20 protein-coding genes are annotated in these 24,269 nt (G+C 68.2%); 5 read left to right on the forward strand and 15 right to left on the reverse strand.

Features of this window, described 5'->3' with window-relative positions; translation table 11 throughout:
• Position 1 precedes the first annotated feature (1 nt).
• Both AC5WS7_RS12840 and AC5WS7_RS12845 read left to right on the forward strand, forming a co-directional pair.
• Positions 2-2,698 carry a fumarate reductase/succinate dehydrogenase flavoprotein subunit gene (locus AC5WS7_RS12840; RefSeq protein ID WP_495954684.1) on the forward strand — a complete coding sequence of 899 codons (2,697 nt, stop codon included), beginning with the start codon at positions 2-4 and terminating at the stop codon, positions 2,696-2,698.
• Between the two features lie 98 nt (positions 2,699-2,796).
• Complete coding sequence (locus AC5WS7_RS12845; protein WP_495954685.1) at positions 2,797-4,020, forward strand: arylsulfotransferase family protein; 1,224 nt, start codon at positions 2,797-2,799, stop codon at positions 4,018-4,020.
• Positions 4,021-4,298: 278 nt separating this feature from the next.
• Here the strand turns inward: AC5WS7_RS12845 and AC5WS7_RS12850 are convergent, their stop codons facing one another.
• The 8 genes from AC5WS7_RS12850 to AC5WS7_RS12885 form a co-directional block, all read right to left on the reverse strand.
• Positions 4,299-5,447 carry an LLM class flavin-dependent oxidoreductase gene (locus AC5WS7_RS12850; RefSeq protein WP_495954686.1) on the reverse strand — a complete coding sequence of 383 codons (1,149 nt, stop codon included), beginning with the start codon at positions 5,445-5,447 and terminating at the stop codon, positions 4,299-4,301.
• Positions 5,444-6,250 carry a DUF1684 domain-containing protein gene (locus AC5WS7_RS12855; RefSeq protein ID WP_495954687.1) on the reverse strand — a complete coding sequence of 269 codons (807 nt, stop codon included), beginning with the start codon at positions 6,248-6,250 and terminating at the stop codon, positions 5,444-5,446. Before AC5WS7_RS12855 ends, AC5WS7_RS12850 begins: the two co-directional genes overlap by 4 nt.
• The gene (locus AC5WS7_RS12860; RefSeq protein WP_495954688.1) at positions 6,247-7,887 is read right to left on the reverse strand and encodes a dipeptide ABC transporter ATP-binding protein; all 1,641 of its coding nucleotides are present in this window, start codon (positions 7,885-7,887) and stop codon (positions 6,247-6,249) included. Before AC5WS7_RS12860 ends, AC5WS7_RS12855 begins: the two co-directional genes overlap by 4 nt.
• A 4-nt stretch (positions 7,888-7,891) precedes the next feature.
• Complete coding sequence (locus AC5WS7_RS12865; RefSeq protein WP_495954689.1) at positions 7,892-8,920, reverse strand: ABC transporter permease; 1,029 nt, start codon at positions 8,918-8,920, stop codon at positions 7,892-7,894.
• A gap of 39 nt (positions 8,921-8,959) precedes the next feature.
• Entirely contained in the window at positions 8,960-9,976 is a 1,017-nt protein-coding gene (locus AC5WS7_RS12870; RefSeq protein WP_495954690.1) for an ABC transporter permease, read from the reverse strand.
• 310 nt (positions 9,977-10,286) lie between these two features.
• Complete coding sequence (locus AC5WS7_RS12875; RefSeq protein WP_495954691.1) at positions 10,287-11,360, reverse strand: LLM class flavin-dependent oxidoreductase; 1,074 nt, start codon at positions 11,358-11,360, stop codon at positions 10,287-10,289.
• A 33-nt stretch (positions 11,361-11,393) separates the two neighbouring features.
• Positions 11,394-12,137, reverse strand: a complete 744-nt coding sequence (locus AC5WS7_RS12880; protein ID WP_495955164.1) for an amino acid ABC transporter ATP-binding protein — start codon at positions 12,135-12,137, stop codon at positions 11,394-11,396.
• Positions 12,138-12,208: 71 nt separating this feature from the next.
• The gene (locus tag AC5WS7_RS12885; RefSeq protein WP_495954692.1) at positions 12,209-13,150 is read right to left on the reverse strand and encodes an amino acid ABC transporter permease; all 942 of its coding nucleotides are present in this window, start codon (positions 13,148-13,150) and stop codon (positions 12,209-12,211) included.
• Between the two features lie 246 nt (positions 13,151-13,396).
• On the opposite strand from AC5WS7_RS12885, the gene AC5WS7_RS12890 reads away from it, so the two are divergent.
• Positions 13,397-14,260, forward strand: a complete 864-nt coding sequence (locus AC5WS7_RS12890) for an SDR family oxidoreductase (protein ID WP_495954693.1) — start codon at positions 13,397-13,399, stop codon at positions 14,258-14,260.
• A gap of 12 nt (positions 14,261-14,272) precedes the next feature.
• Here AC5WS7_RS12890 and AC5WS7_RS12895 read toward each other — a convergent pair whose 3' ends face one another.
• Positions 14,273-15,004 carry an LppU/SCO3897 family protein gene (locus AC5WS7_RS12895; RefSeq protein WP_495954694.1) on the reverse strand — a complete coding sequence of 244 codons (732 nt, stop codon included), beginning with the start codon at positions 15,002-15,004 and terminating at the stop codon, positions 14,273-14,275.
• Between the two features lie 291 nt (positions 15,005-15,295).
• Between AC5WS7_RS12895 and AC5WS7_RS12900 the strand changes: the two genes are divergently transcribed.
• Positions 15,296-15,922 carry a DUF8020 domain-containing protein gene (locus AC5WS7_RS12900; protein WP_495954695.1) on the forward strand — a complete coding sequence of 209 codons (627 nt, stop codon included), beginning with the start codon at positions 15,296-15,298 and terminating at the stop codon, positions 15,920-15,922.
• Between the two features lie 84 nt (positions 15,923-16,006).
• Positions 16,007-16,711, forward strand: coding sequence for a hypothetical protein (locus AC5WS7_RS12905; protein WP_495954696.1), 705 nt, complete (start codon positions 16,007-16,009; stop codon positions 16,709-16,711).
• A gap of 98 nt (positions 16,712-16,809) precedes the next feature.
• Here AC5WS7_RS12905 and AC5WS7_RS12910 read toward each other — a convergent pair whose 3' ends face one another.
• From AC5WS7_RS12910 to AC5WS7_RS12935, 6 genes are all read right to left on the reverse strand, one after another.
• Entirely contained in the window at positions 16,810-17,325 is a 516-nt protein-coding gene (locus tag AC5WS7_RS12910) for a flavin reductase family protein (protein WP_495954697.1), read from the reverse strand.
• A 148-nt stretch (positions 17,326-17,473) separates the two neighbouring features.
• A complete protein-coding gene (locus AC5WS7_RS12915) occupies positions 17,474-18,694 on the reverse strand; it encodes an SfnB family sulfur acquisition oxidoreductase (protein ID WP_495954698.1) in 1,221 nt (406 codons plus the stop codon).
• Positions 18,694-19,809 carry a dimethylsulfone monooxygenase SfnG gene (gene sfnG, locus AC5WS7_RS12920; protein WP_495954699.1) on the reverse strand — a complete coding sequence of 372 codons (1,116 nt, stop codon included), beginning with the start codon at positions 19,807-19,809 and terminating at the stop codon, positions 18,694-18,696. The genes AC5WS7_RS12915 and sfnG overlap by 1 nt, the downstream gene beginning before the upstream one ends.
• 265 nt (positions 19,810-20,074) lie before the next feature.
• Positions 20,075-21,448 carry a styrene monooxygenase/indole monooxygenase family protein gene (locus tag AC5WS7_RS12925; RefSeq protein ID WP_495954700.1) on the reverse strand — a complete coding sequence of 458 codons (1,374 nt, stop codon included), beginning with the start codon at positions 21,446-21,448 and terminating at the stop codon, positions 20,075-20,077.
• Positions 21,449-21,591: 143 nt separating this feature from the next.
• Positions 21,592-23,025: an LLM class flavin-dependent oxidoreductase gene (locus AC5WS7_RS12930; protein WP_495954701.1), complete on the reverse strand. Its 1,434-nt coding sequence runs from the start codon at positions 23,023-23,025 to the stop codon at positions 21,592-21,594.
• A complete protein-coding gene (locus tag AC5WS7_RS12935; RefSeq protein ID WP_495954702.1) occupies positions 23,022-24,242 on the reverse strand; it encodes an acyl-CoA dehydrogenase family protein in 1,221 nt (406 codons plus the stop codon). The genes AC5WS7_RS12930 and AC5WS7_RS12935 overlap by 4 nt, the downstream gene beginning before the upstream one ends.
• Positions 24,243-24,269 lie beyond the last annotated feature (27 nt).

Raw genomic sequence — 24,269 nt, forward strand, 5'->3', positions numbered from 1 at the left:
GATGAAGATTCCCGACCTGGCCGATACCGTCCGGCTCGACTGCGATGTGCTGGTGATCGGCGGCGGCACCGCCGGAACCATGGCCGCGCTCACCGCGGCCGAGAACGGCGCGAACGTGCTGCTGCTGGAGAAGGCGCACGTGCGGCATTCCGGCGCGCTGGCGATGGGGATGGACGGGGTCAACAATGCCGTGGTCCCCGGTAAGGCCGAACCGGAGGACTACGTCGCCGAGATCACCCGCGCCAACGACGGAATCGTCAACCAGCGCACCATCTATCAGACCGCCACCCGCGGCTTCGCGATGGTGCAGCGGCTCGAGCGGTACGGGGTGAAGTTCGAGAAGGACGCCTACGGCGAATACGCGGTGCGCCGGGTGCATCGCTCCGGCTCGTACGTGCTGCCGATGCCCGAGGGCAAGGACGTCAAGAAGGCCCTGTATCGCGTTCTGCGACAACGCAAGATGCGCGAGAAGATCCGGATCGAGAATCGGCTGATGCCGGTGCGCGTGCTCACCGACTGCGGCCGCGCGGTCGGTGCGGCCGCGTTGAACACGCGCACCGGCGAATTCGTCGCCGTCGGCGCGAAGGCGGTGATCCTGGCGACCGGGCCGTGCGGGCGGCTCGGCCTGCCCGCGTCGGGATATCTGTACGGCACGTACGAGAATCCGACCAACGCCGGGGACGGGTATTCGATGGCCTACCACGCGGGCGCGGAGCTCTCGGGCATCGAATGTTTCCAGATCAACCCGCTGATCAAGGATTACAACGGTCCGGCCTGCGCCTACGTCGCCAATCCGTTCGGCGGCTACCAGGTCAATGCCGCCGGTGAGCGGTTCGTCGACTCGGACTACTGGTCCGGGCAGATGATGAGCGAGGTCAAGCACGAGATCGAATCCGCCCGGGGCCCGATCTATCTGAAGGTTTCCCATCTGCCCGACGAGACGCTCACCGCGCTGGAGGGGATCCTGCACACCACCGAGCGGCCCACCCGCGGCACCTTCCACGCCAATCGCGGTCACGACTACCGGACCCACGACATCGAGATGCACATCTCCGAGATCGGCTTGTGCAGTGGGCATTCCGCCTCGGGCGTCTGGGTGGACGAGCACGCTCGCACGACCGTGCCGGGGCTCTACGCGGCCGGAGACCTGGCCTGCGTACCGCACAATTACATGATCGGCGCCTTCGTCTACGGCGATCTGGCCGGTGAACACGCCGCGAACACCCGCGCGGATATCGCGGCGCCGCGGGAACTTCCGGCCGATCAGCTGGCCGAGGCGCACGAACTGGTGTACCGCCCGCTGCGCGATCCGGACGGGCCGCCGCAGCAGCAGGTGGAGTACAAACTCCGCCGCTTCGTGAACGACTATGTGGCACCGCCGAAGACGGCGACGAAACTGTCCCTGGCGATCGAGACGTTCGAGCGGATGAGCCGCGAGATCGCGGAGATGGGCGCGACCACGCCGCACGAGCTGATGCGTTGCGCGGAAGTGAGTTTCATCCGCGACTGCGCCGAGATGGCGGCCCGTTCCTCGCTGACCCGCACCGAATCCCGTTGGGGCCTCTACCATGAGCGCGCCGATCTGCCCGAGCGCGACGACGAGCAGTGGCACTATCACCTGAACCTGCGCAAGGGCGCGGACGGGACGATGGAATTCCTGAAACGCCCGGTCGCGCCGTATTTCGTGCCGGTGCCCGAACTCGCCGGACGATCGAGCGCATCCGAGGCCCCCGAACTCGTCGCCCAACCCGGCCTGATCACCGGTCCGCCGCGCACGGCCGCGGCCGGGCCGGGCGTCGCGCGAACACGGACCGCCACGGCCGATGTCGACGCCGCCGACGAGGTCGCGCCCGCGATCGCGCGGTTGCTCGGCCTGGACGCGCCGAGCCTGGCCGACCTGCATCCCTACCTCGCCGATGCCGACCCGCGCGTGCGCGCCACCGCGGTGTCGGTCCTGACCGAGGGCACGCCGGACGGTTTCGCCGACGCGTTGATCGCCGCCCTCGCCGATCCGGCCGCCGCGGTCCGCGCCGCCGCTCTCGCCGGACTCCGTGAGCTGGTCGAAATCCTGCCTGCCACAACGGGTCTGGCCGCACATGCGGAATCACCCGATCCGCTCGTGCGGGCCGGTGTGGTGGATCTGCTGCGTGCGCTGCGGGCGGGTTCGGCCGAACTGTTCGGCAAGGCCGTCGTGGACGACGATCACCGCGTGCGGATCGAAGGGGTGCGCGCCCTGGTCTCGATCGACGACTGGACCGCGCTGACCACCGCCGCACACGACGAGAACCGCGAGGTTCGCATCACCGCCGCGCAGGGGCTGGCCACCGTCGGACAGGGCGGCGCGGACACTCTGCGCGAGCTGACCGCCGACCGCGATCCGCTGGTCCGCGCCGCGGGCCTCACCGCTCTGTCCCGGCTCGGCTCCCCGGCCGACGCACCCGTGCTCACCACCGCCCTCGCCGATTCGGCCTGGCAGATCCGTGCGGGCGCGGTCCGCGGCTGGACCGCCCTCGGCCCCGACCTCGCCGCGGGCCCACTGCATACCGCCCTGTCGGACCCGCATCCCGACGTCCGCAAGGCCGCGGTTCTGACCCTGGGCCTGTGGCCCGAGCACGCCGGCGCCCGCGACGCGCTGCGGCAGGCCGTCGACGATTCCGACGCCGACGTCCGGGCGTATGCGCGTCGGGCGCTGGGCTGAGCGAGCATCCGCACACGCCGCCGATCACAGAGTGACCACAGAAATCCGGGATACGCTCCGACGCACATCCATTCACCAGCCGCGCTAGGAGCGTCCCCATGATCCGGAATCCGCACCGTATCCGCCGCGGCGCTGCCGCCCTGGCCGTGGCCGGCGTCGGACTGGGGGCCGCATTGGCCCCGTCGGCCGCCGCGGCACCGCTGCCCAGCATGCCGGTGGGCGCGCTGAGCTACACCGTCGATGTGAACCAGCCCGGCGCGAGCCCGGGATACATCTACTACACGAGCGGGGTCAGTGCCGCGGCACTGGTGCCCGGTTTGGGGCAGGCGCTGTCGATCATTCCGCAGGCCGCGCCCGCCAATGTGGTGATGGACAAAGCCGGGCACGAGGTGTGGCGATACACCCCGCCCAAGGGTCAGGACGTGTCGAACTTCCGGACGCAGACCTACCAGGACAAGCGGGTGCTGACCTGGTGGCAGGGCAGCACCGTCGGCGGGCACGGCACGGGCACCGACTACATCGCCGACGAACACGGCCACGTCATCGAAACCCTCGGTGCCGGAGACGGTTCCGGCTCCGATGTGCACGAGTTCCGGCTGACGCCGGACGGCCGCGCGCTGATCACCTCCTACCGGGAGGTCGGCGCGGACCTGAGCGCGATCGGCGGACCGAAGAACGGCCGGATGTACGACACCGTCGCCTCGGTGGTCGATGTCGCCAGCAAGAAGGTGCTGTTCCAGTGGAGTGCCGCCCAGCACGTGCCGCTCACCGATACCACCGCTGGCACCTCGTCACCCGGTTCCGCGGTCTACGACCCGTACCACATGAATTCGATCGCGCTCGACCCGCAAGGGAATCTGGTGATCTCGATGCGCGACACCTCCGCGGTGTACGACGTCGACATCCACACCGGGAAGATCCGCTGGCAGCTCGGCGGTAAGCATTCCACCGTGGCCATGGGTCCCGGAGTGCAGTTCGCCTTCCAGCACGACGCCGAATTCGACGGGCCCGATACGATCCGGCTGTTCAACGACAATTCCAGCGGTCAGCAGACGTTGGGTCTGTCGAGTGTGCAGTGGATCCATATCGATACCGATGCGCACCGGGCGACGTTGGTGCGCAACCAGACTCACCCGAGCAACCTGGTCGCGATGGCGATGGGTAACGCCCAGGGCCTGCCGGGCGGCAACACGCTGGTGGGCTGGGGTATGGCTCCGCACATCTCGGAGTTCACCCCGTCGGGCGCGCTGGTCTACGACGCCGCGTTGCCGATGGGCACGTACCGCGCGTACCTGGAGGATTGGGTGCCCAGCGCGAAATAGGTTCTCGCGCAGGCACTCTTGCCGTGCGTCAGCGATGTCCGGCAGGCGGCCTCGCCCGCCGGACCGGCGCTGGCTGCGAATCCCGCTGGGCGGCAGCGTATCGCGGGAACGCTGGATCCAGCGGACGCGATCATCGTCGGCGGAGGGCCACGACGCCAGGAGCAGCGGCCGCGCTTACCCCGGCTGATCACCGGGCGATCGCCGCAACCCCCATCGGCGGACGCCCGATACCATCGATTGCCGAACAGCCGCCGAACGAATTGTCGCGAATTCGGCGGTCAGGCCGCGCGCACGTGCGAGAGCCCCCATTCCTGCGCGAGTAGGCGGTGCGAGGCGAGCCGGTCCTCGTGCCGGTGGGTGACGCTGGTGATCACCAGTTCGTCCGCGCCGGTGAGCTGTTGCAGTGCGCTCAGGCGGGCGGTCACCTCGGCGGGCGTGCCGACGAACTGTGTGGTGATCCGGTCCCGCACCAGGCGTTGCTGCTGCTCGGACAGCGGCTCGGCGGTATCGGGGTCCTGATAGTCGGCCGCACCCGCCCCACTGCGAATGCTGTACACCCAGTGGCCGTAGGTGGAGGCGAGATGTTCGGCCTTCGCGTGCTCCTCCGCCACGACGACGTCCGCGGACACCACCAGATACGGCTTCGGGTACCGCGCCGACGGCCGGAATGATTCCCGGTACGCCGCAACGGTTTCCAGAATCGTGCCCGGAGAGACATGGTAATTCGCCGCGAACGGCAGCCCCAGACGTCCGGCGAGCCTGGCGCTCTCACCGCCGCTGCTGCCGAACAGCCACAGTTCGATCTGCGCGTCCTCACCCGGAACCGCGTGCAGGACAACGCCTTCGTCGGACCGGTACCCGTCGTCGAGGAAGGCGCGGATCTGCTCGACCTGCTCGGTGTAGTCCAGCGGCCGGGCACCGGGCAGCGTCAGTACCTGCAGGCCGGCCTGTAGACGAGCGGTGTTCAGCAACTGCCCGGGGCTGAACGGAGGCGGGATCACCACACCGTCCCGGACCTCGATCGGCCGCTCGGGGGTGCGGACCGGCGGAACACCGGCCGAGCGGATCTGATCGGCACGGTGACCCGAGCGCCCCAAGCCCAGATCGAGGCGTCCCGGATACAGCGCGTCGATCGTCCCGAACCCTTCCACCACCGAGGCGGAGGTGTGATGCCCCAGCTGCACCGCCGCCGACCCCACTCGGATCGTCTCGGTGGCCGCCGCGATCAGCCCGATCAACGTCACCGGCGACGAACTCGCCACCCGCACGAAATGGTGCTCCGCCACCCAGAATCGCCGATACCCCCAGCTCTCGGCCCGCTGCGCCAGCTCGATGGTATTCCGGATCGCCTGGCGCGGTGTGGATCCCGCGCTGACCGGGGACAGATCCAGCACCGACAACGGGACGCGCCCGCCCGAGATCGTCACGACCGCACCTCCGGCCGCGGATCGCGTTCGCCCGCCTCGACGGCCACGTCGAGCCGGTTCTCCAGCGGCGCGATCGGGCAGGTCGCGTAATCGGTGAAGGCACAGGGCAGATTCTGTGCCCGATTGAAGTCCAGCTGGACCGCGCCGCCGGATCCCGGCGTCCCGATCGGCAGCGACCGCGCGCCCGGGTAGGTGCTCACACCGCTGGTCCGATCGGTGAACAGCAGGCGCAGACCGGTTTCCGGGTCGCCGAAGGCGATGACCGTGTGCTCCCGCGCGTCGAGGAAGAAGCGCACGGTGCCCGCCGCCGGATGATGGTGTTCCAGGCCCTCGACCACCGCACCGGTGGTGACGGTCCGTGCGGTCTCGTAGGGGGTGAACTCACCCACCGCCACCCAGCGCGAATCCGGTGGGAAGGAGGGGATTCCGGTGAACGCCGCCAGGCCGGGTGCGGCCGGATCGTGAACGCGCAAGGCATAGCGGCCGGTACGGCGGATCACCTCGACCAGCCGGTCACCCACGCGCACTTCGATTCCGGGAGCGCCCTCACCCGGGGTGAGCGTCGTGCGGCCGGTGAGCGCGAGTCCATCCAGGGTGTAGCCGTCGGCGGAAGCGGTTGTCAGCACGACGGTTTCGCCTTCGACGCGCCAACCGCCCGGCAGCCCCTCGACGCTCTCCTGGGCCTCGCCCAGCCAGTGCAATCCGGTCAGGCTCAGCCAGCCCAGCGGTTCCCGGGCCCACGCCTCGCGTTCGGCGTGCCAGGTGTGCCACTGCTGTTCGAATTCGGTGGTCGCCGTGGTCATGACACTGGTACTCCTTCGTTGCGGGGGTGGGAGAGCGCATCGGACGGGTCGCGCCCGCCCGGGACGGCCGACAACAGCTCGCGGGTGTATTCGTGCGCGGGTTGATCGAACAGCGCTGCGGTATAGCCGGTTTCGACGATGCGTCCGGCGCGCATCACCGCCACGCGGTCACTGACCCGGCGCACCACGGCCAGGTCGTGGGAGATGAACAGGTAACTGAGCGACAGCTCGCGTTGCAGGCGCTCGAGCAGTTCCAGGATCTGCGCCTGAACCGAGACATCGAGCGCGGAAACCGGTTCGTCGAGCACCACCAGTTCCGGGCGCAGCGCCAGCGCACGGGCGATCGCCACCCGCTGACGCTGCCCGCCGGAGAGTTCGGCGGGCAGCCGATCCCGGTGATCCGCCGGCAGCGCCACCTGCTCGAGCAGTTCACCGACCTGTTCGCGGCGCGATCCTCTATCGCCGATCCGGAAGGCGCGCAACGGTTCCGCGATGCTCTGGCCGACGGTCAGCTTGGGGTTCAGCGACGCGTACGGATTCTGATAGACGACCTGCACGCGCCGCCGGAACTCACGCAGCCGCGCGCCGCGCAGCTCGCCGACGTCGCTGCCGTCGAAGCTGATCGTGCCGGAATCGGGTCGTTCCAGCAGCGTCAGGATGCGGGCCGTGGTGCTCTTGCCGGAGCCGGATTCACCGACCAGTGCGAGTGTTTCACCACGATCGATGTGCACCGTGACGTCGTCGACCGCGGTGAGCCTGCCGCGAGCGCCGGTCCGGAAGGTGCGGCGCAGTCCCGTAGCCGACAGCAGCGGCGTAGCGGCCCGTGGACGGACCGAACGTGTGGGCGCGTCCAGCGTCGGCACCGAATCCAGCAGGCGTCGAGTGTATTCGTGCCGCGGATTGCCGAGAACCTCTGCGGTACGGCCGGATTCGACGATTTCGCCGCGGCGCATCACCACGATGCGGTCCGCGCGATCGGCCGCCACTGCGAGATCGTGGGTGATCAGCAGGACGGCGGTGCCGGATTCGGCGGTGCGCTCGGCGAGGTGGTCCAGGATGCGGCGCTGCACGGTGACGTCCAGCGCGCTGGTCGGTTCGTCGGCGATCACCAGTTCCGGACCGCAGGCCAGGGCGATGCCGATCAAAACCCGCTGCCGCTGGCCGCCCGAAAGGTCCTGTGGGTATTGGCGCGCACGCAGTTCCGGCCGGTCCAGTCCGGCCGTGGCGAGAATCCGCACCGCCTGTGCTCGCGCGGTGCGGCGAGTCGCCCGGCCGTGGATGCGCAGCGACTCGGCAACCTGATCGCCGATGCGCAGCACCGGATTCAGCGAGACGCCCGGATCCTGTGGCACCAAACCGATCCGGGCGCCACGGATCGTCTGCAGGTGTCGCGGCGAGGCGTCATCGATCCGCTCACCCGCGAATGTGATCCGTCCGCCCGTCACCGCGCCGCCGCGCAGCAACCCGATCACCGCATGCGCGAAAGTCGACTTGCCCGAGCCGGATTCGCCCACCAGCGCGACGGTCTCCCCCTGCGAGACCGTCAGCGACGCACCCGCGACGGCAAGCACCGGCCCGCCGCTTCCGGCATACTCCACCCGCAGGTCGGCCACCCGCAGCAGCGCTTCCTCGCTCATTCCCTCACTCCGCATCTCCACTCGGCACCTGCGAACGCCGCGACCGCTCGCGGCCCGTGTCGCCGCTCGCGCGGGCACCGGGTGCGCGGAACGAATGCCGGGTACGGCGCCGAAGGGCGAGACTTCCGGGGCGGCGCTCAGTGCCGGAGCGGACGCCGAAGATACCGCCGATCCGCTGGGCGGACAGCACAACCGCGACGATGACCAGGCCGGGCAGCGTGGTCATCCACCACGCGGTGGCCAGGTAGTCGCGGCCGCCGGCGATCAGCGATCCCCATTCCGGCGTCGGCGGGCGGGCGCCGTAGCCGAGGAAACTCAGCGAGGACACCGCCAGGACGGCCACCCCGAATTCCACCGCCACCAGCGCGGCGACCGGCTCGTAGGCATTGCGCAGCACATGCCGCGACAGCACACCGGGCCAGCGCACTCCCGCGGCGAAGGCCGCTTCCACGTACGGCGCGCGCCGCACCCGGACCACCTCGGACCGCATCACCCGGGCGAAGGTGGGTACCAGCGCGACACCCACCGCGATCGCGACGTTGCGGGTGCCGAAGCCGAGCGCGGTGACCAGAACCAGTGCGCTCAACAGCTCCGGAATCGACAGCAGCACATCGACGACGCGCATGATCGCGGCGTCGGTCCGGCCGCCGAGCGCACCGGCGAGCAGACCCAGCAGCGAGCCCGCGAGCAGGCCGATCAGCACCGCGAAAACCGTTGCGGTGACCGATAACGCGGTGGCGTGCACGACCCGCGTGTAGACGTCGCGGCCCAGATTGTCGGTACCGAACCAATGCCGACCGCTCGGACCGCGCAACTTCTCCGCCGGAACACCGCGCAACGGGTCGCCCCCGGCGAACAGCGACGGCCACACCGCCCAGCCGAGTACGACCAGCAGCACGATCGCCGGGAGCAGCACGGATCGTCCGGAACGCAGCGCCGCGCGCACATCGGGGACGAATCCGCGTGCGGCTGGCGTATCCGGATCCACGTCCAGTCGAGCCAGAACCGCTGTGCCACCGAATCTTTCACTCATATCCGCACCTCGAGCCATACCACCCACTCGCGAACCCCGTCATCCGGCCACGCCCTGACGGTCGATCTCCGAAGCCTCGATTCCGGACGCCGCCGCGCCCTCCGCCTCGGCGCGCCCGCGCCGGAACTCTTGTCGCACCCTGGGATCCAGGACCGGATGAATCAGGTCGACCGCGAGGTTGACCAGCGCGTAGGCCAGCGCGGTCAGCAGCACCACACCCTGCACGACCGGAATGTCCTCGGCGAGTACGGCGGTCTGGGTCAACCGGCCGATTCCGGCGCGCGAGAACACCGTCTCCACCACCACCGATCCGGCCAGCACGGTGCCGACCCACACCCCGGCCACGGCCAGCGCGGGGGCCAGTGCGGGCCGCAGCACATGATGTATCTGCACCCACCAGCGCGAGGCGCCCTTGGCGAACGCCACCTCGACGAAGCTCTGCCGCCACACCCCGGCCAGACCGGTGTACAGGACCTGGGCGATGACCGCGCCGACCGGAATCGCCAGGGTCACCGCGGGCAGCACCGTCCCGGCGAACCCGGTGCCGCCGAACGCGGGTACCAGTCGCAGCCGGAACGAGAAGAGTTGCAGCAGGAGCAATCCCACCCAGAAGGTAGGCGCCGAGGCGCCTACCGGCGGCACGGCGGTCAACAACCCGCGCAGCCGGGGCCGTTCGGTGTACGCGGCGGCCAGCGCGATCGCGGCGCCGAAGACGAGCGCCAGCGCCAGCGCCAGCGCCGCCAGCGCGAGCGTCGAGGGCAGAGCCTGGCCGAGCGCACCGGTGACGCTCTGCCCGGTGCTCAGCGAATGCCCGAGGTCACCGTGCAGCGCGTGCTCCAGCGCGGTCCAATACTGTTGCCAGACCGGCTTGTCCAGCCCGTACCGCGCCCGCAGCTCGGCCACGGCCGCCGGGTCCACCTGCACTCCGGGATTCGCCCCGATCGCCAACTGGACCGGATCGGCGGGCAGCAGATACAGCACACCGAAGGTCACGGTGAACGCCGCCCACAACACGCCGATCGCCTGCAGCACTCGCGCGGCGACATAGCGGATCATCGAATACCCCTGCGATACGGCAGTTTCGGGGACCACCCCAGGGCACACTCGACACGCGGCCCGCGTTCGACTCGCCGAAAGCGACTCGAAGTCGCGCGGCGGACGCCGGAGGCCGGAAAGCCCAGGCCCGGCACGGCTGTGGCACCACTGCCCAACTCCCGAACCATTTCCTCGGGGCCGGACCAACTTACGGCCCGCATGCGCACCATGCCCGAACGGCTCGCGCGGCGCGATACTTCCGCGCATCCGAACAGCGACTCGTAATCCGTTCGCACGCAGTGGCGTCCACTATCTACCCGGCTCCCGTAGTTCATCGAACGGCCTCCTCGGCGAGATACCGCTGGGCGCCCAGCGCACGGCTGGGTATCCGCGCGCGGAGTACCGGCGCGACCTCGGCCTGGAACAGTTCCAGGCTCGCGCGGTGCTGCGCGGGGGTCAGGCCGTCGCTGTCGGCGCTGAGGTGGATGGCTTCGTGGCCGAATCGCTCGTGGTAGCGCAGCACCTTGTCGACGACCTGTTGCGGGCTGCCGATCAGGGCGGAGCTGCGGTCGATGAAATCCTCGACGGTCTCGAAGACGGTCGGGAGTCCGTGTGCGCGGGCCGCTGCCTGGCGCGCGGCGAAGATCGGCCGGTACGCGCGCAGCGCGGCCTGGGAATCGCGGGCGACATAGAACCCGGCCGTCCCGGCGCCGACCAGCGCCCGAGCCGGATCGTGACCGTGCGCGGCCCAGCGCTGCCGGTAGTACTCGATCAGTTCGGCATACGGTTCGATGGGGTTGGTGACGTTGGCCGAGAACAGCGGATCACCGTGCAACGCAGCCAATTCCACCGATTCTCGACTGGTGGCGCTGCCGTGCCAGATCCGCAGCCGCGACTGCAGCGGCCGGGGCAGCGCCTTGGCCTCGGTCAGGGCGGGACGGAACCGGCCCGCCCAAGTGACGCTCTCGCTCTCCCACAACCTGCGGAACAGCTCGTAACCCTCGCGGTTGCGCTCCCACTGGTCCCGGGACGTGACGTGGAACAGTTTCGCCTGCGCCGCGCCGTTGCCCTTGCCGATGATGAGCTCGAGCCGCCCGCCCGAGAGATTGTCCAGCGTCGAGTAGTCCTCGAAGGCGCGCACCGGGTCCAGCAGGCTCAATGTGGTGACCCCGGTGAACAGCGCGATATGCGAGGTCACCGCGGCGATATGACTCAGCACGACCGGGGGCGCGGCCGAGATGAACGGATCCTCGTGCCGCTCACCGACCGCGAAACCGTCGTAGCCGAGTTCCTCGGCCAGTCGGGCACTCTCGACCACTCGGCGCAGGCGCTGCGCCGGGGTCTCGGTGGCACCGGTCTGCGGATCGGGTTGATGGGTGATGAGGGTCAGCAGCAGGAACTTCATCCGTGGCGAACCTCCGCGAATCGACTCGTTGGCTCAGAGCACATGGGCGAGAAAGGCTTTCGTGCGCGGGTGGGCAGGCTGGTCGAGTACCTGCGCGGGCGGGCCCTGCTCGACGATCCGCCCGTCGTCCATCAGCACCACGGTGTCGGCCACCTCGCGGGCGAATCCGATCTCGTGCGTGACGATCACCAGCGTGGAACCGTCGCGGGCCAGATCGCGGATGACGTCGAGCACCTCGCCGACCAGCTCCGGATCCAGCGCCGAGGTGGGCTCGTCGAACAGCACCACCCGCGGGCGCAGGGCCAGCGCACGCGCGATCGCGACCCGCTGCTGCTGTCCGCCGGACAACCGGCGCGGATAGTCTCGAGCCTTGTCCGCGAGCCCGACCCGGTCGAGCAGCTCCGCGGCCTCGGCGCGCGCCTGCGCACGCGGCCGGCGCTGTGCGGAGATCGGTGCCAGCGCAACGTTTTCCAGCACGGTGAGGTGCGGAAACAGGTTGAAGTTCTGGAAGACGAAGCCGATTCGCGAACGCTGCCGCAGGATCTCGCGTTCGCTCAGCTCACGCAGGGCCGCGCCGCTGCGGCGGTATCCGACCAGCTCGCCGCTGACCCGAACCGAGCCGGCGTCCACCTTCTCTAGATGATTGATGGTGCGCAGCAATGTCGATTTACCCGAGCCCGACGGTCCCAGGATCACCGTCACCTCACCCGGCCGCACCGCCAGATCGATGCCGCGCAGCACCTCGTGCGAGCCGAAATGCTTACGCACGCCGCGCAGTTCGACCGCATAGTCGCTCCGCGACGCCGACGCGGTAGCCGCCTTTTCGCCCGCCGCGGATACCGTCTCGTTCACACTCGCTCCTCGGTGATCTCGGCGACCTTCGCGCGAATTCGCTGCCACGGCGTAGGGGGCAGTTCCCGCTGAGCGCCCTTCGCGAAATGCCGTTCGATGTAGTACTGCACGACGCTCAGCACGCTGGTGAGCACGATGTACCAGACCGTGGCCACCATGAGCAGCGGCACCACCCGGCCGTTGCGGCCGTAGATCACCTGGACCTGATAGAACAGCTCCGCGATGGCCATCACCGAGACGATCGAGGTGCCTTTGAACAGGCTGATCACCTCGTTCGCGGCATTGGGCAGAATGCCCCGCATCGCCTGTGGCGCAACGATGGTGAAGAACTGCCGCCGCCACGGCAACCCGAGTGATTTCGCCGCTTCCAGCTGTCCGGGATCCACCGAGATGATGCCGGCGCGGATGATCTCGGCCGAATAGGCTCCCTGATGCAGTGCCAGCCCGATCACCGCCGCGGTGAACCCGCTGATCACGCCGTTCACATCGAACGCGAAAAATGCGGGGCCGAAGGGAATTCCGATCGATATCCGCTTGTAGAGGTAAGCGATGTTGAACCAGAACAACAGCTGCACGATGAGCGGAATGGATCGGAAAGCCCATACATAGGCCCACGCGATCACTTGCAACACAGGGATTTTCGACAATCGCGCGACGGCGATCCAGACACCGAGGAGAAATCCGAACAACGTTCCCCAGAAGGTCAGCTCGAGCGTGACGCGCATCGCCGACAGTACCGACTTCGCGGTGAAGTACTGCCCGAACGTCGGCCAGTCCCACCCCGGATTGGTGACCAGGCCGTGCGCGAACTGCGCGACCACGACCAGTGCCAGCACCGCGACGAGCCAACGCCACGGGTGCCAAGTGCGCGCGACCGGCAGGGCCCCCTCATCGGCCTCCGGTACCGGCGGACTGCCGACAGCGGTCACTGTGCTCATGAAATCCTCCAGCGATCCCGCGGTAGCGCTCGCACCCGGCGGCGGCGAGCCGCTGCATCGACGCTAGAACAGCAGCGTCCGGCTGTCGGTACTCCTGCTCAGCGTGAATTGAACTGTTGGTCCGGGCACGCGCGGCCTGGATCGGGCGCGCGGGAGTTCTATGTACACTATTGTTCGCAATGAGCTGACACCCATCCGGACATGATCAGAACATGCCGTTTTCAACCAGCTCGGAGGAGTGCGTCCATGAAGGATCTGAACGGCCGCCTGTGCCTGATCACCGGCGCGGCCAGTGGTATCGGGCGGGCGACCGCCATCGCCGCGGCCGACCGGGGTATGCGCCTGTTCCTCACCGACATCTCCGAGGACGGGCTGAACGACACGGTCGCGCGGATCCGTGCCACCGGCGGCGAGGTACTCGACGCGCAGGCCCTGGACATCGCCGATTACGAGGCGGTGCGCGCGTGGGCCGAACGGATCCACGGGCGGTATCCGAGCCTGGACGTGGTGATGAACATCGCCGGCATCGCCATCTGGGGCACTGTGGAGAATCTGGAACACCGGCACTGGCGCTCCGTGGTCGAGGTCAACCTGATGGGTCCTATCCACGTCATCGAGAGTTTCCTGCCGCCGATGGTTCGCGCCGGACGCGGGGGACATCTGGTCAACGTCTCCTCGGCCGCCGGGCTGCTCGCGCTGCCCTGGCACGCGGCCTACAGCGCCAGCAAGTTCGGTTTGCGCGGCATCTCCGACGTGCTCCGCTTCGACCTCGAGCGGCATGACATCGGGGTGAGCCTGGTCGTCCCGGGCGCGGTGCGCACACCGCTGGTGGGCACGGTGCAGGTGGTCGGCGTCGATCGCGACGATCCTCGGGTCAAACGGCTGACCGGCCTGTTCGAAGGCCACGCCGCGACACCGGAACAGGTGGCCGAGCGGATTCTGTCCGGCGTCGAACGCAACCGCTATCTGGTGCACACCTCGGCGGATATCCGGATCGGCTACTGGTTCGCCCGCAAATTCGCGCTGCCCTACGAGATCGCCATGCGACTGGCCAACCGGCAGTTCAGCCGCCTGCTCGACGCGCAGCGCCGGAGTGCGGTGTCGCGCTGAGCAATTCGACGATCACATCTGAGCCAGGCAGACGACGAACTTGCGCTGCTTGTAGACCACGCCGTGGTTCGCGTCGGTGCAGGTGTTCACATCCGCGGTATTGCGGTTGATCGCCTGCACCCGCATCGTGCCGGGGCCCGCGGTGCAGTCGGTCGGGGTCGCGGAATTGCCCGAGACCGCCATGCAGCGCCCGACTTCCCAGTCGGTGTCCAGGCAGAGCGTGTCCTTCGCGCCGCCGGGCAGCGTCTGCGACACCGACCGATCCGAATCGCTCGGGCACTGCCCGCCCGAACCCGCCTTGCTGTTCACCCGATAGGCGGAATTCGAACTGCCGCAAGAGGTTTTGGTCACCGAACCGTCCGAGCCGACCCCGGCCACACAGTCGCCCGCGGAGACCGGGTCCGCGGTGTCGCGCTGGTTCGCACCCCTGCTGCTAGTCGGCGCCGGAGTGGAGGTGGGGGTAGCCGTGGCCGAGGAGGCGGCGGCCAGCGGCGGCAGCGGCGCGATGGTGGTACCGGGCTTGGCGGCCGGCGATTTGGGGCCGGTCGTCTTGGCCGTGTGCGACGCCGTGGGCGTCGTGGTCTCGGCACTCGGCGCCGAGGTCTGCGAGGCACTGGCGTCGGCCGCGTTCACATGGTGGCCGCCCACCGACAGCGCAGCGAAGATCAGGCAAGCCATCGCCAGGCCGGAAGCAATCACGAAGCCCACCAGGATGATTCCGGCGTGGACACGACGACGCGGCACGAAACCGTCCTCCAGAGCTGTAACACTTCGAATCCGTATCGCGAGATTCCAAGTTTGAACACACGTGTTTTGCGATCACACAGTGCATACACCACCTGCGACGGCATACGCGAATTGTGAAGCTGCATATTTTTACTCGGAACCGGGTACGCACCTTTGCATATAACAATTCAATAACGATGCCGGGCGGGCTCTCGCGTATAGCCATGTCTGCCAACAGGCTTCGGACCCGGTACAGTCATTCGCCGTCCGGCTGCTCATGCCGGCGGTAGGCTCCGATAGGAAATCTGTATGAAGTTCGGCAAGTTCGCCGCAACCGCACTTCTCGCGGTTGTGACGGTGGGGATCGCCGCGGGGACGGCGAACGCGAGCCCTTCGGCACCCCATTCCCCCACAGTGGCCAAACAGACCACGGCCTCCGGCGTCGATCACGGCGTCGCGTATCACTCGGTCCTGTCGGACCTGTCGCACAAGCTGACGACCGTCGTGGACAAGGGCCGGTTCGAGCTCGCCGCGAACGGCACCGAGGTCGATCTGAAGAACACTGACGGCACCGCCCTCGCCAAGGTGCCGCTGGCGTTCCGGATCAACGGCGGCACACTGCATCTCGCGCAGCAGATCAGCGCGGACGGGCACCAGCTCGTCCTGGAGCCGAAAGCTCCCAGCGCCAAGGACATCGGTGAGTTGCGGCCGGTCAACTCGATGGCCCGGCTGATGGCCGAGATCAACAAGAACATCGTCGGCGTGGTCGTCGGCGGCGTGCTCGGCGGCCTGATCGGCGCCGTGTGCGGATTCTTCTTCCTGAGCTGGCTCACCGGGCCCGTCGGCCTGCTGATCGGTGCGATCGGCGGCGGATACGCCATGGGCGGGCAGCCGTTCATGGACGCGGTCACCGCGGTGCTGTCCGGCCGGCCCTGATCGCACACCCGCGAGCCCGCGGCCTCGGCACGAGGTCGCGGGCGCTGCGCTGGGACGTTGCGCGCCCGCGCATTTCGTGGCTCAATGCGAAGGGGCGGCCCCTACCTGCCGCCCGTCCGCATCGACCTCGAGGGTTCGCTGATGACCGGGCACGAGCACGTCTGGATCCGCACCGGGGATCCGGCGATGGTCGAATTGCGGGATCCGTTGTCGCGGTGTGCGGTTGGCATCGTCCGTCCCGACGAGAGCGAGTTGCCCGGCGAGTTCCTGGTCGAACTCGAGACCCTGGTGTTCCAGTGGGAGAACGTCAACACCCAGGCATCCGCCGACGCCTATCTGGCCCTGCGCGGACCGGACGAGCGAATCGATCTCCTGCGCGGTCTCAGCTGGTTGTGCGCGCTCTGGGCAGTGGTGTGTGAAACCAGGCTCGGCAAATCCGCAGACAACATCATTCGCGACCTCGATTACCGGGGTTGCAGACGGGTCATCCGCAGCGCCGACCAGGAACGACTCTGGGAAAATCTCACGCAGCGAGTGCGTTTGGGCGCACTCGCGGCATTGACCGAGGATCCCCGGGCGGTGGCGGCCTACCACACGGCCTGCACCGAACCGGCCGGGATCGCCGCGGATATGATCCAGCACACCCTCATTCACCTCGACGGATTCAGCCAGGACATGCAACGGCACGGCCTGACCGCGCGGGGCCTGGCTGCCGGTGTCATCGCCCATACCCGGCCGAGTACGGGTCCCCGGAAGCGCCTGTGTTTCCGGCCGGCGCACCCGATCTGATCCGAACGGGCGTTTTCCCAGCTGTGGGCATGCGCCCGCACACGTGATCGATCTCACCAACGACACGAAGGGCGACACGCCCGGCCGCATCCGGCCGACTACCCGGCGGCGCGCAACTCCTCGGCGTGCAAACGGCGGTACCGACTGCCGTGGAAGACCAGTGGATCGATATCGGCACGGGTGGCCAGGCGCTGGATGTGCACCAGCACCACCTGGTGATCCCCCGCGGGCACCTGCGCGTGCACGGTCCCCTCGATCCACGCGGACGCACCCTCGACGAATACCGCGTGTCCGGTTCCGCGATGCAGCCCCACCCCCGCGAACCGGTCGCCCGTGCGCGACCCGAACGACCGCGCCGCATCCTGCTGATCCGTCCCGAGCAGACTCAATCCGAGATGGCTGGCCCGCGACAACAGCGGCCACGTCGAGGAACTGTTCTGCACGCAGAACGACGCCAGCGGCGGCTCGAGCGATACCGGCACGAACGTACTCACCGCCAATCCGTAACGCACGCCGTCGATTTCGGCGCAGACGGTCACCACCCCGCTGGGAAAGGCGGCGAAGGCGGCACGCAAACCGGCGGCGTCGGCGGGAATCTCCTGCAGTTCGGACATGGGGTACCTCTCTGTTCTGGCGGAGCGGAACATGGATCGCCTGCGTTCCGCCCAACCCAAGCAACGCCCACCCGAAGGCCGGGGCCCGCCCGGTCCTGGAAGCGGAGGCCGAAGGTACAGCCACGCCGTAGCGAAGCGGAGGCCAAAATTACAGCACTCCATGTAAGGGCGGCGGGGTGTCGTGCAGCAGGGCGCGGCCCAAGTGCTGGTACTTCCAGCGCACCGGATCATGCAGGGTATGGGTGCGGGCGTTGCGCCAGAAATGGTCCAGATTGAGATCCGCTGCGGCACTGCGTGTTCCGCTGACCTCGAACAGGGCGGCGGACACCTCGGTCGCGGCCCGGTCGGCGAGGATCTTGGCCGCCGCCACCGCGAGCGAGGCCCGCGCGACGACGTCCTGTCCCGGATCCGGGCTCGCGGTGGCGGCGTCCACGGCCAGTCCGGCGGCGGTCAGGGTGGCCTCGGCGGCGGTCACCACGACCGACAGCTCACCGATGCGCTGAATCAGCAGTGGATCGTCGATGGCGCGTTCGACCCGCGCCTCGAACCACGGACGACTACTGGTGCGCACGAATTGTGTTGCCGCGCCGAGTGCTCCGCGCGCGATACCGGCATCGATCGCCACGTGCAGCAATTGGGCGAACGCCCCGTATCCGGTCGGCGCGCGCACCGCCGAATCCCGGGCGACGAGTTGCCCGGCCTCGACCCGGACACCGTCGAATCGCACCGTGCCACTGCCGGTCGTGCGCTGCCCCAAGCCATTCCAGTCGTCGACGATCTCGACGCCCGGACTGCTCGCCGGGAGGAATGCCACGTACTCCCCCGGGCGCAGTCCGGTGCGTCCCTCCGGATCGTCCAGCCGGGCCAGCACCGCGAGAATTCCCGCGAAAAGCGAACCGGTGCAGTAGTACTTGGTTCCGTCGACGCGCAACCCCGGCCCATCCGGACGCAGCGTGGTGGCCACCTCGGCAACCGTCGCGCCACCCCGTTCGGACTGGGCGTTGGCGATCTGCGCACCGTCGAGCACCTGCGCGAAATACCGCTGCCGCTGATCCGGCGATCCGGCCAGCCGCAGCAAATTCAGATAGACGAAGTGACTGTGCGGAATCTGCGCGATATTGGGGTCCGCGACCGCGAGAGTTCGCACCACTTCGGCCAATTCACTCGGCGGCAGATCCGCGCCGCCGTGCGCGGCGGGGACGGTGACGGCCAGCAGTCCGCTGGCCGCCAGCCGCTCCACCTCGCCATAGGGCAACTGCCGCAAGCGGTCCCGCTCCGCGGCGGTAACGGCGAACTGCGCCGCCAGCTCCCGCGCCACCTGCCGGGCGTGCCCGGCGGAGGTGATGCGTTGTGCCGCTGTGGCCGTCATCAGCCCGCCACAGCCGCCGGAGCGCGCTGCGCCTCGAGTTCGCGCACCAGCGGCAACACCCGCTGCCCGAAATACTCGATCTCCTCCTGGAAGTGCAGGAATCCGCCCAGGATCAGATCGACGCCGAGATCGCGGTATGCCACGATACGCTCGGCGATCTGCTCAGGCGTGCCGATCAGCCCCGTCCGGAAACCATCGTTGTACTGCACCAGATCCTCGAACGTGGAATCGGCCCACATCCCCTTGCGGTCCCCGGTCGAGGCCCCGGCCTGTTGCACGGCGTCCCGGAACCCTTCCACCGCAGGCTTGTTGGCCTTGGCGATGATCTCGCGGAGGGTGTCGTGCGCCTCCTTCTCGGTGTCGCGGGCGATGATGAACCCGTTGAGCCCGAACTTCACCTCGCGATCGTGCGCCCGCGCCACGGCCCGCAGATCGTCCAATTGTTCGGTGACACCGTCGAAATCCTTGCCGTTGGAGAAATACCAGTCGGCGAAACGTCCGCCGTTGCGGCGGGCAGCGGTGGAGTTACCGCCTTGGAAGAGTTCGGGATTCGGCCGCTCCGGCGTGTTCAGCGGTTTGGGCTTGAGCGTGAAATCGCGAATCCGGTAGAAGTCGCCGCCGTAATCGACCGCGTCCTCGGTCCAGATCTTGCGAATCACCTCGAGGAATTCCGCACTGCGCCGGTATCTTTCGTCGTGTTCGAGCCACGGTTCGCCCAGCGCCCGGAACTCACCGGCGAACCAACCCGAGACGACGTTGATCGCGAATCGCCCATTGGACAGGTGATCCGCCGTCGCGCCGAATTTCGCCAGCACCGCCGGATGCCACAGACCTGGGTGGATCGCAGCGATGACCTTGAGCCGCTCGGTGGCGCCGAGCAACGCCAGACTGAACGAGGTCGACTCGTGCTGGAACTCCGCACCGTACGAGGCGGTGTAGCGAACCTGGGACAGCGCGTACTCGAAGCCGTTGTTCTCCGCGGTGCGGGCCAGCTTCTTGTTGTATTCGAAATCCCACGACGTGCGCTGCTCGATATCGCTCGTGACCAGGCCGCCACTGACATTGGGCACCCAGTAGGCGAACCGGGTCTGCTCGGCAATCTTTTCGGTACTCACTCCTGCTCCCAGTGGTGTCGGCCGGAACCTGCGCCCTCGTTGACCGGGCACCGCGTGTGCCTTTCACTTCAGCACCACGCACAGCCCGGCGCGAGGTTTTGAATCAGCTGTATTTTTGGATGCGTTCGCGGCCTCCGCTTCGCTCCCCGCTCCGTCGGTCCGGAATCGACCCGGGCCGCGGCCTTCGGAGTTGACGTTGTCCGGAGCGAGCGAGCCTGGGTGAATGGCGGCAAGGCGTGGAAGCGGGGGGCGAAGCTCGGGTAGGTCAGGAGACCTGGGCGGCCGCGCTGTACGTCGAACGCTCGAAGCGGCCCGCCGGGGCGAATTCGGCCAGCACGTCGTCGGCCTTGGCGCCGGTTACCTGTTCGATGTACTCGTCCGCCGCCGCCACGGTGTCGATGCCGAGGAACGGCTGCGGGCGGTGCAGCAGGGAGACCAGCGCGGAGGCGAACTTCTTGTTCACCGCGGCGGCCGGGAAGAACCTGTTGGCGACGTCGCCCAGTTCCGGATCACTCAGGAACAGCCGGGTCGCGTGACTGGCCGCATCGGACCGGAAGTTCAGGAAGTCCTGGTATTGCGCCTCGAGCCAGGCGCGATCGAACGCACCCTCGTGTGCCGCCGCGGCCGCGACCAGGCGCTGCGCCTGGACGAGTCCGCTCTGGGCACCCTGTCCGGCGATCGGGTCGTAGGCCACCGCGGTATCGCCGAGCGCGGCCACCAGATGTCCGTTCGCGGTCGTCCCGACGCCCTTGCGCACCACCGGACGCACCGCGCCCTTCAGCCACGAGTGCGGATCGTCCTCGAGCACCTGGGTGGAGAGCACCTCGGGCAGGTCCCAGTCGATGTAGTCGCGGTACAGCTCCTTGACGATCTGATGCGCCGAGGCCGCGGAATCGGCGGCCGAGAAACGCTTGTCCCAGTCGCTGCCGGGCCGTGCCCAGCCCAGGAAGACCCAGGTCAGCCCGGCGTCCTTGTGCAGATACGGACCCCACCACGCCTCCCCCTGCTCGGCGAAGATCGAGAACAGGCTGTGTGCCCCGCCGGCCGGGCTCCGATGCGCGAAAACCTCTGGGCCGGTACCCAATCCGGTGAGCGTGACGGTCAGCACCTTGCGTTGCGGCTCGGAGTACACGGTGCGGTCGGTGTCCACCTCGAACAGGTCCGCGAGGCCGCCGCGACCGGTGGCGACGAGAGTCAGATCGTTGGCGGCGGCGATCTCGTCCAGCTTCTGCGGCGTCACCTGCTCGACCACGAATCGACCGCCACGCTCCGCGAACGCGGTCAGCCGCTCGTCGGCCTTGAGCCGGGTGTCCACCGCGAGACCGACGAATCCGTCGAAATCCCCGTCGAAGCCGATCAATTCGGCGTTCTCCGGCCCGGCGATACGCACGCTGAGCCCGGTGTGATTGGGCGCGCGATCGACATAGGTGTCCAGCCCGAGCGCGGCCTCGGCGGCCTGCGCCTCACCGAACCCCAGCGCGGTGCCGGTGGCGGGGACGTCATCGCGCAGACTCTTCTGATCGCGATCACTGTAGATGGTGACTTGGAAGCCGGCGTCCAGGAGGCCGAGCGCGGCGGTAGCACCGGTCTGCCCGGCGCCGATGACAGCGGCTGTGCGAGGCGAATTCTGTTCGGTCATAACGAAATTCTGCAATCGAGCGGCTCCGCGGAAGAGTGTTGTAATCACCGAGAACCAATCTGTGGAACCGGTTCGCCTCATTCGTTGTCACAGCGAAAAGCGCCCGAATTGTGAATTCGACATTTTCACAATTCGGGCCCGATTCAGGATTTCGCGGCGGCCGTGAGATCCGGGCGACGCACCGAGGCCGGATATGCCGTGGAACCCGGGCCGTCCAGGCGGTACCGCGCGCCCCGATGCTCACGCGGCAGCCGGTCACCCGCACCGAACAGGGCGTTGCGCAGCGTGCCCGGCACATACTCCGTCGGGTAGGCGCCCCGTTCGGTCAGCACCGGAATCACGTGCCGCACAATATCTTCGAAGCTTCCCGGGGTGATCGCGTAGGCGAGGTTGAATCCGTCCACATCGGTCTGTTCGACCCATTCCTGCAGCCGATCGGCCACCGACTCGCCGGAGCCGACGAACACCGGTCCCATACCGCCGATCCCGGCCCAGCGCGCGATATCGCGCACGGTCCATTCCCGGCCGTCGTCGTCGAACTCCTGGAAAGCCGATACCGCCGACTGAATGGCATTGCTGTGCACCTGGCCGATCGGATCGTCCAGGTCGTATTCGGACAGATCGATCCCCATCCACCCGGACATGAACACCAGCCCGCCCTCGACGCTCGCGTACTCCAGGTATTCCCGGTGCTTGCGTTCGGCGGCATCGTCGGTGGCATCGGTGATGATGGTGGCCAGCGCGTAGATCCGCGCCGCATACGGGTCGCGCCCGGCCTCCCGCAGCGCCGCCCGAATGCGCGAGACAGTCTGTCCCAGAACGTGTTTCGACGGCGCCGCGACGAAGATCGCCTCGGCGTTCTCCGCGGCGAACCGGGTGCCTCGGGTGGATGCCCCGGCCTGGTAGATCACCGGTGTGCGCTGCGGCGAGGGCTCGGACAGATGGATTCCCGGAACCGTGTAATGCGTGCCGTAATGCCCGATGTGGTGCACCTTGCCGGGATCCACGTAGATCCCGGCCTCGGCGTCGCGCACCACCGCGTCCTCCTCCCAGGAGCCCTCCCACAGCTTGTAGAGCACCTCGAGGTATTCGTCGGCGCGGTCGTAGCGATCATCGTGGTCGAGTTGGTCCGCCTCGCCGAAATTCCTTGCGGCCGAGGGCAGATACCCCGTCACCACATTCCAGCCCAGGCGTCCGCCGGTGAGATGGTCCAGCGTGGACAGCCGCCGGGCGAACGGGTAGGGATGCTCGAAACCCGTGCCGGTCGTGATGCCGAAGCCGAGATGCGTTGTGACAGCGGCCATCGCGGAGACCAGCAGCAGCGGATCGGACAGCGGGATCTGCGCGCCCTGCCGCAGCGCGGCGGTGTCGTCACCGCCGTAGACGTCGTAGGTGCCCAGCACGTCGGCGATGAAGATGCCGTCGAATCGCCCGCGCTCGAGCAGTTTCGCGAGTTCGGTCCAGTAGCTCAGTTCGGTGTACCGGTGCGACTGGTCCTGTGGGTGACGCCACAGCCCCGGGGATTGGTGCGCAACGCAATTCATGTCGAAGGCGTTGAACCTGATCCGCCGGGTCATTTCCCGGCCTCCTGGGTTCCGCGCGCGCCCGCACTCCAGGCGAAGGGCAGGGCGGTTCCGTTGAGCAGGTGATCGCCGATGGCACGGGCCTTCTGGATCGCCGGATTGTGCACCGAGATGGTGCGGGCGTTGCGCCAGTGCCGATCGAGCCGCAGCTGCTCGGACACGATCGACGCGCCGCCGACCTCGAACAACTTGGTAGTGGCCGCCAGCACGATATCGATCACGCCGAGCTGCGCCTGCGCGGCCGCGAGTTCCAGTGCCACCAGCGCGTTCTCATCGCTGGCACCGGAATCGAGCACCTCGTCCAGCCGATCGGCCACGGCCAGCACGGTGGCGCGGGCGGTGAACGCCGCGGCCGAGAGCTGGCCGATCACCTGCTGCACCAGCGGATCCTCCCGCGGCAGATCGGCGGCGGCGTGCGTGTAGGTGCGGGTGCGTTCGGAAACCCAGGCGCGCACGTCGAGTTCGGCGCGCTGGGCGATGCCCGCCAGCACGGCGAGCTGCACCAGCTGCAGGTAGGCGGTGGCGTAGGTGGCCCCCGGCCCGCCGTACCCCGGCCCGAGGATCCGGTCCTCGGCGACCGCGACGTTATCGAATTCGGTTGTGCCGCTTGCGGTCAGCCGCTGTCCGAAACCATCCCAGTCGTCGTGCTGCCGGACTCCGTCGGCGTCGGCGTCGACCAGGATCGAAACCCGCTCGCCGTCCTTGTCCGCCGCCACCAGGATGTGATCGGCGTACAGCGAACCCGTGCTGTAGTACTTCACGCCGTTCAACCGCCAGCCCGAACCCTCGGGCGTCAGGGCCGTCCGGTACCGATCCACCGCGCCCACGCCGGGTTCGGTGATCGCGTTGCCGACCAACGTTCCGTTCGCCACCGCCCGCAGCCACTTCTGGCCGGTCGCGGACGACTGTGCCAGCAGCTGATCCTCGACGAACGAGAAGTGCACCCGAAGGGCTTGTGGCAGATTCGATTCCGCCGCGGCGAGATCGATCAGCAAGCCGAACAGCTGACGCGCGCTCGCACCGTAGCCGCCGAATTCGACGGGCACCCGCAGCGCGCCGAACTTCGCCTCGCGCAGCCAGCCCACCTCCTCGTACGGCAGGCGGCGGTCGATCTCGCGCTGTAGGGCGCCGGCGGCGATCCGGTCGAAGATGGGCGCGAAGATCTCGGTGAGCTCGCGATCGGTGGTGGTGCGTGCGGCGGTGGAGGTCATACCCGAACGATCACCCGAACACGGATT

This window comes from Nocardia sp. PLKS1-43 (genome assembly GCF_059510335.1).

Bases quoted from the DNA above. Each gene is read 5' to 3' on its own strand.
- AC5WS7_RS12840 (WP_495954684.1), top strand. From the start codon at position 2: ATGAAGATTCCCGACCTGGCCGATACCGTCCGGCTCGACTGCGATGTG.
- AC5WS7_RS12845 (WP_495954685.1), top strand. From the start codon at position 2,797: ATGATCCGGAATCCGCACCGTATCCGCCGCGGCGCTGCCGCCCTGGCC.
- AC5WS7_RS12855 (WP_495954687.1), bottom strand. From the start codon at position 6,250: ATGACCACGGCGACCACCGAATTCGAACAGCAGTGGCACACCTGGCAC.
- AC5WS7_RS12860 (WP_495954688.1), bottom strand. From the start codon at position 7,887: ATGAGCGAGGAAGCGCTGCTGCGGGTGGCCGACCTGCGGGTGGAGTAT.
- AC5WS7_RS12865 (WP_495954689.1), bottom strand. From the start codon at position 8,920: ATGAGTGAAAGATTCGGTGGCACAGCGGTTCTGGCTCGACTGGACGTG.
- AC5WS7_RS12870 (WP_495954690.1), bottom strand. From the start codon at position 9,976: ATGATCCGCTATGTCGCCGCGCGAGTGCTGCAGGCGATCGGCGTGTTG.
- AC5WS7_RS12875 (WP_495954691.1), bottom strand. From the start codon at position 11,360: ATGAAGTTCCTGCTGCTGACCCTCATCACCCATCAACCCGATCCGCAG.
- AC5WS7_RS12885 (WP_495954692.1), bottom strand. From the start codon at position 13,150: ATGAGCACAGTGACCGCTGTCGGCAGTCCGCCGGTACCGGAGGCCGAT.
- AC5WS7_RS12890 (WP_495954693.1), top strand. From the start codon at position 13,397: ATGAAGGATCTGAACGGCCGCCTGTGCCTGATCACCGGCGCGGCCAGT.
- AC5WS7_RS12900 (WP_495954695.1), top strand. From the start codon at position 15,296: ATGAAGTTCGGCAAGTTCGCCGCAACCGCACTTCTCGCGGTTGTGACG.
- AC5WS7_RS12905 (WP_495954696.1), top strand. From the start codon at position 16,007: ATGCGAAGGGGCGGCCCCTACCTGCCGCCCGTCCGCATCGACCTCGAG.
- AC5WS7_RS12910 (WP_495954697.1), bottom strand. From the start codon at position 17,325: ATGTCCGAACTGCAGGAGATTCCCGCCGACGCCGCCGGTTTGCGTGCC.
- AC5WS7_RS12915 (WP_495954698.1), bottom strand. From the start codon at position 18,694: ATGACGGCCACAGCGGCACAACGCATCACCTCCGCCGGGCACGCCCGG.
- AC5WS7_RS12925 (WP_495954700.1), bottom strand. From the start codon at position 21,448: ATGACCGAACAGAATTCGCCTCGCACAGCCGCTGTCATCGGCGCCGGG.
- AC5WS7_RS12930 (WP_495954701.1), bottom strand. From the start codon at position 23,025: ATGACCCGGCGGATCAGGTTCAACGCCTTCGACATGAATTGCGTTGCG.
- AC5WS7_RS12935 (WP_495954702.1), bottom strand. From the start codon at position 24,242: ATGACCTCCACCGCCGCACGCACCACCACCGATCGCGAGCTCACCGAG.